Below are 13,910 nucleotides of genomic sequence, written 5' to 3'. Positions count from 1 at the left end.
CCCGAAGCGACGCCCGGGTCCTTGGCGCGCCGCCCATCCGCGTCTATGTCCTTGATGATCATGAGCTTGTCCGCCGGGGGCTGCAGGAACTGCTCGAGAGCGAAGGCTTTGTGGTGGTGGGCATGTCCGGCTCCGCGGAGGAAGCCGCACGGCGGATTCCCGCTTTGCGCCCCGACGTGTCAGTGCTAGACGCCCGCTTGCCCGACGGCACGGGCATCGAAGTGTGCCGGGAGGTGCGCTCCGTGGACCCCACCCTGAATTGCTTGATACTGACCAGCTACGACGACGAACAAGCCCTGCGGGGAGCCGTCCTTGCCGGTGCGGCCGGGTACGTCCTCAAGGAAATCGGCGGTACCGACCTGATAGGTGCGCTCCGCCAGGCCGCGCGCGGTGAGTCGTTGTTTGATGCGTCAGTGAAGGCGAAGATCATCCAGGGACTCACCGAGCCCCGGCGTGTGGATCCCAGGGTCGCCTCATTGACACCCCAGGAGAGGCGGGTCCTCGATCTGGTCGGACAGGGCCTGACAAACCGGCAGATCGGGGAACTCATGCAGCTCGCCGAGAAAACGGTGAAGAACTACGTGTCCTCGATGCTGGCAAAGCTGGGATTCGAACGTCGCACCCAGGCAGCCGTCTATATTGCCCACGGACCGGAAACGGACACCGGAACCGTCCGTTGACGGACCAGCAGACGGGAAACTCAGTGGGCCGGAACCGACCACACCAAGGTAGTCCCCTTCGTTGGGGCGCTGGTCACCTCAAACGAACCACGCAACTCCGAGGCCCGCTGTTCCATGTTCACCAGGCCATTTCCGGGGACGGCATCCCTGAAGCCCCTGCCGTCGTCTTCGATGATCAAGGTCAGCATGCCGTCTTCCACGGACACTGAAACGCTGATTGCCTCGGCCTCGGAGTGACGGACCGCATTGCTGAGGCCTTCGGAGATGACCGCCAGCGCGTTGGTGACTGTTCCGTCGTCGAGCACTGAATCGACCGCCCCCGTGAGCGTGAGGTGGGGGGCGAAGGGCAGGGACCTGGTGGCAGTGCGGACAGTCTGCAGTATCCGGCTGCTCAGCAACTCCTGCTCGCCGGAAGAGCGCAACGAGTAGATGGTGTTGCGGAGGTCCCTGATGGTCTCATCCAGTTCAGCCGTGACCGCATTGATCCGGGTCAAGGCAGGTTCGCCTGTAGTGAACCGCCGCAGGCTTTGGATGCTGAGTCCCGCGGCGAAAAGGCGCTGGATGACGAGGTCGTGCAGGTCCCGGGCAATGCGGTCCCGATCCGAGAAGACCACCAGTTGTTCACGGAGCCGGTGAATCCGGTCAAGCTCCAGGCCCAAGGCCACGTGTGAGCCGAACACGGCCCCCATCTCCACATCCGTCTTAGCGAACGGCCCCGTTCCAGGGGCCCGAACCAGAAACAGAAGTCCATGATGGGCGCCCTGTGCACTGAGATCTATCGCCAGGAGTTTTCCCTTGGACAAGCCGTCAGCCAGTCCAAGGATGTCTCCGGCCTCGTCCATGCAGGCGGGCATCCCGGTGGCGGCGACCGACCTGATGACGGCGGAATCCATGGGCAGGATATTTCCGGCGAAATGTGCGCTCTCCGTTCCCGCGGCACCCGCGACGCAGTACGAATCCACCCCTCCATCTGGAACGAGAATCAGGGCCAGCTGGGAACCGGATTCCCGGAGCGCCCTGTCGGCTATCTGGTCAAGCCCGACATTTTCCGGCTCCGAGGTCCGGTCGTCGCCGAGCATCCGGCCGGTCACATCCATGCATGCTTCGAGCCAGGACGCGCGGCGGCGGGCGTCCTCATAGAGGCGGGCGTTCTCGATGGCCACGCCGGCAGCAGCAGCCAATGCGACGGCAAGATCCTCGTCTTCGGGAGTGAAATCGCCACCCCCCTCTTTTTCCGTCAGGTACAGATTGCCGAAGACGACGTCCCGGACCCGCACCGGGACACCAAGGAAAGACTTCATGGGTGGATGGTTTGCAGGGAATCCGTATGACTTCGGATGCTGGTGCAAATCATGAAGACGGAGGGGCGCGGGTTCGCTGATCAGCAGGCCGAGGACCCCGTGCCCGGTGGGCAGCGGGCCGATGCGGCGTGCAAGGTCCTCGTCGATCCCGACTGTGACGAAGTGGCTCAAAGACTTGTTTTCGCCGATGACTCCCAACGCGCCGTAGCGGGCATGCAGTAGCCGGCACGCGGACTTGACCACCCGGTCCAGAACGGCTTCCAGGCTCAAGTCTTCGGCGACGGCGACCACCGCTTCCAGAAGCCCCCGCATCTGCTCCTGGGCATCCAGGAGTTCTCCGGCCCTGGCCAAAAAGTCCCTCAGCAGGTCTTCGATCCGGGTTCCCGTGACATGAAGGCGATCAGGCCGCACAGGATCTGGAAGAGAGCCGTTCATTTACTGCCTTTCAAGCGGTGCAGCCCACACGGGGCAGGTACCCGTGTCGTGGCAGCTGGCGTATCCGATGCCAGACTACTCCCCGAGTCTCGCGTTCGCCCAGACGCCCTTGAGGCCCGGGTCTTTGTGCCCTGTTTCCAGCTCACTCCCGGGCGTAGCCTCTCCGTCATGACGAACAAACCATCAACCCCGGAACCGGAGGTCCTGCAACCTCAGCAATGCTGGGAGCTCATGCGCGGCGTCTCGGTGGGACGCCTCGCAGTGTGGGTACTAGACCATCCAGACATCTTCCCGATCAACTACAAGGTTGACCATGGCACCCTCGTTTTCCGGACCGCAGAAGGGACCAAGCTCCACTCGGCCCTGGGCGAAACACCGGTTGCGCTGGAGGCCGACGGCGTCAACCCGGACACCGGGGTGGCGTGGAGCGTGGTCGTGAAAGGTCACGCTGTTGCCATCAAGCTGACCCAGGAGGTCCTCGATACGGTCGGGCTGCTCCTTTTCCCCTGGCAGGCGGGCCGCAAAGACCACTTCGTCCGCATCGTTCCGACGTCAATTACCGGACGCCGCTTCACCGTCACCCCTCCCCTGACGTGGTGGAGTCCCCTGGATGACGCAACCCGCGCCGGACTCGAATGACGGGGTCGCCCGGCGGGTCTAAAGCCCCTAACGACGGCGGAGAGCCACCGGTAGCGTCAGGGTCATGAACCGTCAATCAACGGATGAAATCGAAAGACTGAGTCCAGACGAATGCTTCGAATTGCTTGGCCACGCAACCGTTGGCAGGCTAGCCGTTATTGTCGAGGACCATCCGGACATTTTCCCCGTGAACTACGTCGTGGACCACGGATCCATCGTCTTCCGCACAGGGACCGGCACGAAATTCTGGAACACGATGCGCCATCCCTGCGCGCTCGAAATCGATGGTTTCGATGCGGGCACCGGGAAGGCCTGGAGCGTCGTCGCCAGAGGGCAGGCGCACTTCATCGTCGACCCGCGTGAAAAGGCGGCAGCCGATGCCCTCCACCTGGATCCCTGGCAGCCGGGCAGCAAGAGCCACTATCTGCGTTTGACATTGGATGCCCTCACTGGTCGACGGTTCAAGGCCACCCGGCCCGATATCTGGAACACTCCCCTGTGGGATGCGCGCTCCGAGCTGTTCCACTGACTCTTGCTGCCGGCGTCGCCGACGGTACCTCTTGCCCTACCGTGATGGAGCATCATGAAAGCACTCGTCTATGGCGGACCCGGACAAAAGTCCTGGACGGACGTCCCGGATCCCCACATCGTCAACCCCACCGACGCCGTCGTCCGCATCGATACCACCACAATCTGCGGTACGGACCTTCATATCCTCAAAGGCGACGTTCCGGCGGTCCAGGAGGGACGGGTCCTCGGCCATGAGGGCGTCGGAACGGTCACCGAAGTAGGTTCCTCCGTCACCGGGCTCAGGCCCGGAGACCGCGTCCTCATTTCCTGCATCAAGTCCTGCGGACATTGCGGCAACTGCAAGAAGGGCCTCTACTCGCACTGCTCCGGCGAGGAGGGCCAAGCAGGAACCGGTTGGATCTTCGGCCATCTCATTGACGGCACCCAAGCCGAGTACGTGCGTGTCCCCTACGCGGACAACTCGCTCTACAAACTGCCCCACGGGGTCACCGATGACCAAGCCGTCATGCTCTCCGACATCCTGCCCACGGCGTTCGAAATCGGAGTCCAAGCCGGTCGCATCAAGCCAGGCGACGTCGTCGCCGTCGTCGGAGCGGGCCCCATCGGCCTCGCCGCGATAGCCACATCAGGCCTCCACGGCGCCGCCACCATCATCGCCATAGACCCGGACGAAGGGCGCCTTCTCCGGGCCCGGGAGTTCGGCGCAACGGGGGTCGTGAACCCCTCCGGTCCTGCTTGGATCAGCGACGTCATGTCCTACACCGACGGCGCAGGAGTGGATGTCGCCATCGAAGCAGTCGGGATCCCGGACACCTTCGATATGGCCTTGCGGCTCGTGCGCCCCGGCGGGAATGTGGCCAACATCGGCGTGCACGGAAAGTCCGTTGAACTGCGCCTCCAGGACCTCTGGATCCGCAACATCAACATCAGCATGGGCCTCGTCAACACCAACACGACGCCGATGCTCCTCCGCCTGGTGGCCCAGCACAAGATCCCCGCCGAGAAATTCGCGACGCACCACTTCACCCTGGGACAGATCATCGATGCTTACGACACTTTCTCAAGGGCGGCTGAAACACACGCCCTGAAGGTCATCCTCAGCCGGGAATCCCACCACTAGGCAACCGTTGCTGAAGCTCCTTCCCCGAATCGGCACCCAAGAGCGGCGGCTCCCATGGCCACAATTCTGCGCTTTCCGCTCGTCGCGGCCACACTCCTCGTAGGAGTGTGCGTCGGGGCACTGTGGGGCCTCGGTCAAATGCCAGCGGCACAGGCAACAGCGACTATCTATGCGCTAACCGTGGCCGCGTACCGCGCCGTGTCCATGATCAGGGATCTCTTCCGGGGACGGTGGGGCATCGACCTGTTGGCGGTGACGGCCATCGCCAGCACCCTCGTGGTCGGAGAATACCTTGCCTCCCTCATCATCGTCCTCATGCTCACGGGAGGAGACGCCCTGGAGGAATTTGCCCACGGAAGGGCTACGCACGAACTGAAAGCCCTCCTTGAGCGGGCTCCGCGGACCGCGCACCGCGAGACCCCAGGCAACCCGGTGGAAGAGGTTCCCGTGGGGAGCATCCGCTCCGGAGACACACTGTTGGTCAAACCCTCCGAAATCGTCCCCGTAGACGGTCTCTTGCTCTCCTCTGCCGGGACTTTCGATGAATCCTCCTTGACTGGCGAAAGCCTGCCGGTCGAGCACGGCAAGGGCGACCCCGTCATGAGTGGATCGGTTAACGGCGACGAAGCCGTTCGCGTTGTTGCAAGTGCCACCGCTGCAGACTCCCAGTACAGCCGGATCGTGGCCCTGGTCCAAGAAGCCGCGGCGAGCCGCGCCCCCACCGTCAGGCTTGCGGACCGATACGCCGTTCCCTTCACGATATTCGCCTTCCTGCTGGCAGGAATCGCATGGTACTTCAGTCACGATCCGGAACGGTTTGCCCAGGTGCTCGTCGTTGCGACACCGTGTCCTTTGTTGATCGCAGCACCTGTGGCGTTCCTTGCCGGCACCAGCCGGGCAGCCCACTCGGGAATCATCATCAAGAATGCCGGCACACTCGAACAGCTCGCCCGCGTCAGGACGGCGGTCTTCGACAAGACCGGGACACTGACGCACGGCCGCCCCGCGCTGCACGCCATACAGGTTTCCGCGACCGCCGCGCCAGGCATGTCAGCCGATCGGATACTGCAACTCGCAGCGTCCGCTGAACAGTCGTCCTCGCATGTGCTGGCAGCCTCCGTGATTGATGCAGCACGGACCCGCGGCCTCCATCTGTTGCCCGTCACCAGCGCCAACGAGCACGCGACCCAGGGGGTCACGGCAGTCTGCGGAAGCCAGACTGTAAAGGTGGGCAAAGCTGCCTTCGTCGGCCCAGCTACAAGCGGCTTCGAGAAGGCAGACGTGGCCAGCGGACAACTTGGGATCGCCGTCGGCGTGGACGGGCACTTCGCTGGAACGCTGATCATGAGCGACCCTTTGCGGGAAAACGCGGTGGCCACCCTGGCCCAGCTGCGACGCCTCGGGGTGCGGGAAACCATGCTCCTGACTGGCGACACCCGTTCCACTGCCTCACATATTGCGGCCGAAGCCGGGATAACCCGGGTCCTGGCCGATTGCCTGCCTGCCGACAAGGTGGCCGCCGTCGCCGAATTGAACGACCGACCGGTCCTGATGGTCGGTGATGGAGTCAACGACGCACCTGTCCTCGCCGCGTCCGACGTCGGTGTAGCAATGGGTGCCCGGGGAGCAACCGCGGCCAGCGAATCGGCCGACGTCGTCATCATGCTCGATGACCTATCCAAGGTGGCCGCTGCCGTTGACATCGGCCGGCACACCATCCACATCGCCCGCACCAGCATCTGGACAGGCATTCTCCTTAGCGTGGGGTTGATGGCCGCGGCAGCATACGGCTTCGTCCCGGCGGTTGCCGGGGCTCTCCTGCAGGAGTTGGTAGATCTCGCGACCATCTTGAATGCCCTCCGGGCCTTGGGGCACAGCCGAAAACCGGGGGTCGATTCGCCAGGGCGTGTCCCCCTTGACCGGCTCCGAAAATTGGACCGCGACTTTCGGCCCTAGCCTGCCGGCCGCCCGCCCGACAGGGTGGAGCAACCAAGGCCGGTTGCTTCCGCCCGGCGGCTATGTTTGCACAACCGGGCGGGTTATCAGCGTCGGGCACTGGACGTTGAGCAGCACATGCTGAGCCACAGAGCCGACGAGCACGCGGGCACCGCCTCTTCCTTTGCAGCCCATGACCAGCAGCCGTGCACGGGTACTGGCATCCAGGAGCGCTTCGGCCGGCGCACGCTCAAAGTCCAGGATCTTGAGTATGGCCAAACCCGGGTGCCGCCCCTCCAGGCCGTGGACCGATTTGGACAACAGCGCGTGCCCATCGAGTCCAGGTTCTGCAGGCCCGGTCCCGCGCACTGATCTCCCGGACGGTGCAGGAGCGCGGCCGCTACCGGCATGGACGATCACGAGTTCCTGCCCCATTCGCTGCGCCTCGTCAGCTGCACACTCGACGGCGAGTTCGGAGTCCCGGGAACCATCGACACCAACTACTACGCCGGATGACTCGCGCGTTGAGGGGGCTGGCACAATCGCGACGGCGCAATGGCTGATGACCGCGATCTGAAAGCTGACCGAACCGAATCCTTCGCCGTGGTTGCCGGGGCGTCTATCGGTTCCCACGACGACCATTTCCGCATCCGCAGAAAGCTTGCGCATGGTTTCGGCGGGCTCTCCGGAACTCAGTGTCGTCACTACCTCCAGGGAGGGAAACCGTGCGGCGACCCGCGCTGACTCGCCTTTCAGCAGGTCCTTTGCTTCTGCAGTCGCCCCATCGTGGAGGGCCTTCTCCGGGAACGCCCATGGCTCAGGAACGGCATGGACCAGGTTGAGCTGAAGACCAAGATCACGGGCCCGTTCGGCAGCCCAGTCCGCGGCAGCACTACCGACCACGGACCCATCGACACCAACGAGGATCTTTGTCTTCACGAGCCCACGTGCCTTCCCGGAACCAGCAGCAATCTCCCCCCAGTTTCGTCGGCTGCGTCGTTGACCTGCAAGGGCCGTAAGACCCTCCCCGCGAGCGCAATTTCCGGGTTATGTTCCTCGAGGGGTATCGCGTTCCATGGTCGGGTGCCGCGTGGTCTTCCTGAAAGGACGTCAGAGTGCTGATCCTCGTATTGAATCCAGGTTCCTCATCCTTGAAGTACCAGCTACGGCGCCTCGGACCATCTGACCCGAGTCCCGGTATCCTGCTGGAACGGGCCATCAACAGCCCGCAAGAGGGCACGCTGGATCCCGTCTTCCTTGGAAACGTGTTCGACGTGGTCGATGCCGCCATTCGGGACATTACGGGCGGGGAACGCCCTGACGCCATCGGACACAGGGTGGTCCACGGCGGGGATCGCTTCAGTTCTCCGGTCCGTGTTACCCAGACCGTCATGGATGACATCCAGGAACTTGTCGAGTTTGCGCCGCTCCACAACGCGGCCAGCGCGACGTGCATGCGTGCCGCGGCCGCCCGTTGGCCGCGCACGCCCCAGGTGGCCGTATTCGACACGGCCTTCCACCGCACGATTCCCGACCATGCCTCCCGCTACGCCGTTCCGGACGAGCTGCATACGAAATACGGGATCAAGCGTTACGGTTTCCACGGGATCTCCGTCGAGATGGCTTGCCGCCATACGGGGACGTACCTCGGTGTCCCGCCGGGCGCCTTGAATGCGGTGGTGGCGCACCTTGGCAATGGCGCCTCGGTTACCGCCGTACGGGAGGGCCGCAGCGTCGACACGTCCATGGGCATGACCCCCCTGGAGGGGTTGGTCATGGGCACCCGTTCCGGCGATCTGGATCCGTCCATTGTCACCTTGCTGCAGCGCCGCGGCCTCGGACCGGATGAAATCGACGAGCTCCTCAACCATCGGGCGGGCCTTCTGGGCCTGGCCGGATCGGCTGACATGCGCGCAATCCAGGACGCCGCACGGCAGGGTGACACCCGTGCGATCCTCGCTTCGGACATGGCCGCCTACCGGCTGGCCAAGTACATCGCCGCTTACAACATGGTGGTCGGCGGGGCTGCTGCCCTGATCCTTACCGGGGGCATTGGCGAACATTCCAGCCGGTTCAGGTCCCAGGTTGTGTCGCGGCTAGGGCCCCTCGGCCTCTTTGTCGACGAAGCCAGGAACCGCTCCGCCGAGACCGGCGTCCGCGTCATCAGCACCGACGCATCGGCTTTTCCGGTCCTGGTGGTCCCGAGCGACGAGGAACGCGCCATCGCCGAGGCGACGGCCGCCGTCGTGCTTTCGGACGAATCGGCGATTCGATGCCTCAACGAAGAGTGACTGATGGACGCCCTGGCGCAATCCCGGCAACGGGAGCGCTGAAGCGGGCGGCGCGGCGCGAGATGTGGTGGGTATCCGGCCGACGGCGCACCGGCGTCGGAAGCTCCGGCAGCTGCTGCGCGGCCCGGGCGAAGAACCATTGCTTGGCGACTTCCACCAGGACCATGTAGACGACGATCATTCCCAGTAGCGACAGGAAGAACGGCGCCGGCAATGGATCGAAGCCCAGCAGGCCCGCCAGTGGTGACAACGGCAGGAAGATCCCCGCGGCCACCACTCCCAAGGATGCAGTCAACAGACCAGCCGAAGGGCGGCTTCGCAGGAACGGGACCCGCCGGGTCCGGATGGCGAAAATGATGAGGGTCTGCGTGGCGATGGATTCGATGAACCAGCCTGCCCGGAACTCCCCCGGGACCGCGTTAAAGACGAACAGCATGAGCGCGAAGGTCGCAAAGTCGAAGAGTGAACTGATCGGCCCGAAGAGGAACATGAAGCGCCGTATGAACGCGATGTTCCAATGCGATGGTGCCAACAGCTGTTCCTTGTCCACGCGGTCGCCCGGGATGGCCAATTGGCCGCTGTCGTAGAGCAGGTTGTTGAGCAGGATCTGCCCCGGCAGCATGGGGAGGAAGCTCAGTACCACCGACGCCGTGGCGGCGCTGAACATGTTTCCGAAGTTGCTGGACGTACCCATCAGCACGTATTTGATGGTGTTCGCGAAGATCCTCCGGCCCTCCATCACGCCCTCGGCCAGGACTCCCAGGTCCTTTTCCAAAAGCACTATGTCGGCGGCGTCCTTGGCGACGTCGGTGGCGCTGTCCACGGAGATCCCGATGTCGGCTTTGTGAAGGGCCAGGGCGTCATTCACACCGTCGCCCATGAAGCCCACCGCTCCGCCGCTTTGGCGCAGCAGGGTGATGATCCGCGCCTTCTGCTCGGGCGAGACGCGGGCAAAGATGGTGGCTTCCCGGGCGGCCGCGGCCAGCTCGGTGTCTGACAATACGTCCACGTCGGCGCCGGTCAGGGTTCCGCCCGAAATCACGCCGAGTTCGGAGCATACTTTTTCGGCGACTTTGGCGTTGTCCCCGGTGGCGATCTTGACGGAGATACCCAGCGTGGCCAATTGTTCCAGGGACGCTCCCGCGTTTGCCTTGGGCCGGTCGAGGAAGACGAGGAAGCCTGCCAGGACGAGGTCCCCTTCATCAGCAGGCGTGATGTTACTCATCCCCGTGGCTGGACGGGTAGCCACCGCGACGACGCGCGATCCGGCGTCGAACTGTTCGTCCAGCATGGCCTGCACGTTGGGCGAAGTCGGCCCGCAGAGAGCGAGCACGTCCTCGGGGGCACCCTTGGTGACCAGGCGTGCGGGGCCGCCGGCTTCCCGCACCAGAACGCTGGTCCGGCGGCGCTGGTGGTCGAAGTCGATCAGGTCGAGGCGCTCAAAGCGGGTGGGATCAAACGGTGCCGCACCTGAGCTTTCCCATAATGCGGCATCCAGCGGATTCTGCCCGGCCGTGGATTGCTTGGCCTCGGAGTAGTCGGTTTCGGTGGCCAGCAGACCCAAGGTGAGGAGTTCGGCGTCGGAGACGTCCGGGGAGGCGGGCAGCGCGCCGATGAAGCTGATGCGCCCCTCGGTGAGGGTGCCCGTCTTGTCGGTAACCAGGATGTCCATGTCGCCCAGGTCCTCGATGCAAACCAGCCGTTTGACCAGGACCTTCCGCCGGGCCAGCTGGCGGGTGCCGGTAGCGAGGCTGGTGCTCACGACGGCGGGCAGCAGCTGCGGAGTGATGCCGACGGCGATTGCCAGGGAGAACAGCAGAGACTCGATCAGCGGGCGCTGCAGGAGCAGGTTCGCGATGAAGATCAGCGTGGTGAGCCCGATAGCCACCTGCAAAAGCAGGAACGAGAACCTCTTCAGCCCGAGCTGGAACTCGGTCTGGGGTTGCCGTTCTCCCAGGCCCAGCGCGATACGGCCGAATTCGGCGCGGCCGCCCGTGGCTACGACGACGCCCGTGCAGCCGCCGGACTGGATGACGGTTCCCATGAAGACGCAGGATGCGAGGTCCCCCAGGGACGATCCGGGTGCCACGGGGGCGTGATCTTTGCCGGCTGGCAGGGACTCCCCCGTCAGGATGCTTTCGTCGCAGAGGAGGTTCTTGGTGCTCAGGAGGCGGATGTCGGCGGGGATGATGGCGCCCAGGCTCAGGTGTACGACGTCGCCCGGCACCAGAGCGGTGACGTCCACCTCCTGCGTGGTTCCGTCGCGCAGCACGACGGCGCGGTGGGTTACCCGGGAATGCAAGGCTTCGGAGGCCCGTTCGGCGCGGAATTCATTGGTGAAGCCCAAACCCACGCTGACCAGGAGGATCACGCCGATCACGATCGAATTCGTGGCATCGCCCAGGAAAAGGGAAAGCCCTGCCGTAATGATCAGCAGGATGAGGATGGGGCTGGCGAACTGCCGGCCCAATACCGCCCAACCGTTGGCCCGGTGCGTCCGGACGGCGTTCGGGCCGAGTTCTGCGAGGCGTTCCGCGGCTTCTTTGTTTGTCAGGCCGGCTGGGCTGGAGCCCAGATGTTCGAGCACTTGGTCCGGAGGAAGGCATGCGGCCTCGTTGATCGGCAGCTGCATGCGGTGCCGCTCCTTGACGTTGAGATCTGACATGCCGTATCCGTTCGAATGCGTTGCCTGAGGGAGTCGCCCTTGGGATAAGGGTACGGCTTGGGGAGGGAGGACGAGTGCCGTGGGTTGGGTTGTGTCGAGCGGTTGGAAGTGGCTACGTGGAATTGTGATAGCAGTCTCGCAGCGGCGCGGCCTAGGGCCCTATGGCCCTAACCGCCCCGGTCGCGCATCTGACACCGTGAAGACCAGAACAGTCCAGACGCCAGAAACGCGTGCATTCCACGCCGTCGAACCCGGAAGAGGCAAGCCCATGGAAACCGGAACCCCCGTCACCGGCGAGTCGGCCGAAGACTTCGAGCAATTGAACCGGTACTGGTCTGCGGCCAATTACCTCACGGTGGCCCAGATCTACCTTCAGGAAAACCCTCTACTGAGAGAGCCCTTGCTCCCGCGCCACATCAAGCCCCGGCTCCTTGGCCACTGGGGAACCAGCCCCGGGCTGTCGTTGATCTATGCCCATTTGAACCGCCTGATCAGGCGAACCTCAGCGGAAGTCTTGTTCGTCGCTGGTCCAGGCCACGGCGGTCCCGCCGTCGTCGCCAACGTCTATCTTGAGGGCACCTACTCGGAGATCTATCCCAAAGTGGGGATGGACCTCCAGGGACTCCGGCGCCTTGTCCGGCAATTTTCGACGCCGGGCGGGATCGCGAGCCATGTCGGTCCGGCCACTCCCGGATCCATCCACGAAGGGGGCGAGCTTGGCTACTCCTTGATGCACGCCACGGGCGCGGCCATGGACAACCCCGGACTGATTGTCGCTTGCGTCATCGGCGATGGCGAAGCCGAGACCGGCCCGTTGGAGGCTTCATGGAAGGCGCCATCCTTCCTCAATCCGGCCCGGGACGGCGCCGTCCTACCGATACTCCATCTCAATGGATACAAGATCTCGGGACCGACCGTCCTGGGCCGCAAATCCGACGAGGACGTCGAAGCGCTGCTCAGTGCCCATGGCTGGGATCCGGTGACCGTCTCCGGCGAGGGCCCGGTGCTTGTCCACCGCGCATTGGCCTCCGCGATGGACGAGTCTTATGGGCGCATCCGCGAACTGCAATCCACAGCGCGTAGCCAGGGCGTGCACGGCCCCGCGCGATGGCCTGCCATCATCCTGCGGACGCCAAAAGGGTGGACCGGGCCAGCCATGGTGGACGGGCTTCCCGTCGAAGGAACCTTTCGCTCCCACCAAGTGCCCTTGGCAAACGTTCGCGAGAATCCCGAACACCTGTCGCAGCTTGAGGCCTGGATGCGCTCCTACCAGCCGGAAACTCTCTTCGACGACGCGGGCCGGCTCGTCTCCGAACTGGCCGCGCTTGCTCCGGAGGGCAGTCTTCGCATGGGCGCAGCCCGTGCGGGCCGGGGCGGGACCGGGACTGTCCTTGAGATCCCCGGGCTGGAACAGTACGCGGTACCGGCGGCCCCGCGGGGGTCGGTCGTCCACGAAACCACCCGGCCGCTCGGGGAGCTGCTCCGGGATGTCTACATCGCTACGGCCCCGGATCCGCGGTTCCGGCTCTTCTGCCCGGACGAAACCAACAGCAACCGGCTCGGGGCTGTCTTCGAGGCCACCGACCGTTGCCTCCTGGAACCGGCGCGAGCCGGCGACCATGCCGCGACGGAAGACCACGTCTCGCCGGGAGGCAGGGTCATGGAAGTCCTGTCCGAACACCTGTGCCAGGGTTGGCTGGAGGGATACCTCCTCACGGGCCGCCATGGACTGTTCGCCAGCTATGAGGCCTTCGCGATGGTCAGCGCGTCGATGACCGTCCAACACGCCAAATGGCTCCAGCATGCGAGGGAACTTGAATGGCGTGCCCCCGTGCCGAGCCTGAACATACTCCTGACCTCCACCTGCTGGCGCAACGACCACAACGGATTCAGCCACCAAGGGCCCGGACTGATCGATACGGTGCTGTCCCTGTCGGGCACCGTCACCCGCGTCTACCTGCCACCGGACGCAAATACCCTCCTCGTCACTGCCGACCACATCCTTCGCAGCAAGGACTACGTCAATCTGGTGGTCGTAGACAAACAACCGCACCCGCAGTACCTCACCCTGGAGGAGGCGAGGCGCCACGCCGAGGCAGGAGCGTCCATCTGGTCTTGGGCCGGGAACGAGCAGCCCTTCGGCGGCGAGCCCGACGGCGCCCGGGCTGTGCCCGACGTCGTCCTGGCCTGTGCAGGGGACATCCCCACCCAGGAGACGCTGGCCGCAGCCTGGTTGCTGCAAGAACATCTGCCCGGACTCGTGGTCCGCGTTGTCAACGTCATGGATGCCATGGTCCTCCCGCCCCGCGACGC

At 64.4% G+C, this 13,910-nt stretch carries 10 protein-coding genes; 7 read left to right on the top strand and 3 right to left on the bottom strand.

Going from position 1 to position 13,910, the window contains the following annotated elements; all coding sequences use genetic code 11:
* The first annotated feature begins 35 nt into the window (after window positions 1–35).
* Entirely contained in the window at window positions 36–680 is a 645-nt protein-coding gene (locus AC3WJM_RS22350) for a response regulator (RefSeq protein ID WP_492272986.1), read from the top strand.
* Between the two features lie 20 nt (window positions 681–700).
* Here the strand turns inward: AC3WJM_RS22350 and AC3WJM_RS22345 are convergent, their stop codons facing one another.
* Window positions 701–2,416 (bottom strand): GAF domain-containing sensor histidine kinase, encoded by a 1,716-nt coding sequence (locus AC3WJM_RS22345; protein WP_284989211.1) that lies wholly within the window; start codon window positions 2,414–2,416, stop codon window positions 701–703.
* 168 nt (window positions 2,417–2,584) lie between these two features.
* Between AC3WJM_RS22345 and AC3WJM_RS22340 the strand changes: the two genes are divergently transcribed.
* The 4 genes from AC3WJM_RS22340 (at window position 2,585) to AC3WJM_RS22325 (ending at window position 6,662) form a co-directional block, all read left to right on the top strand.
* A complete protein-coding gene (locus AC3WJM_RS22340) occupies window positions 2,585–3,055 on the top strand; it encodes a pyridoxamine 5'-phosphate oxidase family protein (RefSeq protein WP_059389003.1) in 471 nt (156 codons plus the stop codon).
* A 64-nt stretch (window positions 3,056–3,119) separates the two neighbouring features.
* Complete coding sequence (locus tag AC3WJM_RS22335; protein WP_492272985.1) at window positions 3,120–3,584, top strand: pyridoxamine 5'-phosphate oxidase family protein; 465 nt, start codon at window positions 3,120–3,122, stop codon at window positions 3,582–3,584.
* A 54-nt stretch (window positions 3,585–3,638) separates the two neighbouring features.
* On the top strand, window positions 3,639–4,706 hold the full coding sequence (locus AC3WJM_RS22330; protein ID WP_492272984.1) for a zinc-dependent alcohol dehydrogenase family protein: 1,068 nt from the start codon (window positions 3,639–3,641) through the stop codon (window positions 4,704–4,706).
* 54 nt (window positions 4,707–4,760) lie between these two features.
* Window positions 4,761–6,662, top strand: a complete 1,902-nt coding sequence (locus AC3WJM_RS22325; RefSeq protein ID WP_492272983.1) for a heavy metal translocating P-type ATPase — start codon at window positions 4,761–4,763, stop codon at window positions 6,660–6,662.
* Window positions 6,663–6,722: 60 nt separating this feature from the next.
* Here AC3WJM_RS22325 and AC3WJM_RS22320 read toward each other — a convergent pair whose 3' ends face one another.
* Window positions 6,723–7,580 (bottom strand): universal stress protein, encoded by an 858-nt coding sequence (locus tag AC3WJM_RS22320; RefSeq protein WP_306960160.1) that lies wholly within the window; start codon window positions 7,578–7,580, stop codon window positions 6,723–6,725.
* Between the two features lie 176 nt (window positions 7,581–7,756).
* Here AC3WJM_RS22320 and AC3WJM_RS22315 point away from each other — a divergent pair, with 176 nt between their 5' ends.
* Window positions 7,757–8,932 carry an acetate/propionate family kinase gene (locus tag AC3WJM_RS22315; protein ID WP_441437550.1) on the top strand — a complete coding sequence of 392 codons (1,176 nt, stop codon included), beginning with the start codon at window positions 7,757–7,759 and terminating at the stop codon, window positions 8,930–8,932.
* On the opposite strand, the gene mgtA is transcribed toward AC3WJM_RS22315, so the two are convergent.
* Window positions 8,919–11,597, bottom strand: a complete 2,679-nt coding sequence (mgtA, locus tag AC3WJM_RS22310) for a magnesium-translocating P-type ATPase (RefSeq protein WP_492272982.1) — start codon at window positions 11,595–11,597, stop codon at window positions 8,919–8,921. The two genes, AC3WJM_RS22315 and mgtA, sit on opposite strands and share 14 nt — an antisense overlap.
* A 268-nt stretch (window positions 11,598–11,865) precedes the next feature.
* Between mgtA and AC3WJM_RS22305 the strand changes: the two genes are divergently transcribed.
* A partial coding sequence (locus AC3WJM_RS22305; RefSeq protein WP_492272981.1) for a phosphoketolase family protein occupies window positions 11,866–13,910 on the top strand: 2,045 nt, incomplete at its 3' end.

Source organism: Arthrobacter sp. FW306-1B-G06A (assembly GCF_058781765.1).
The sequence above is the reverse complement of the archived record's forward strand: the minus strand, read 5'-3'. Positions and strand labels throughout refer to the sequence as shown.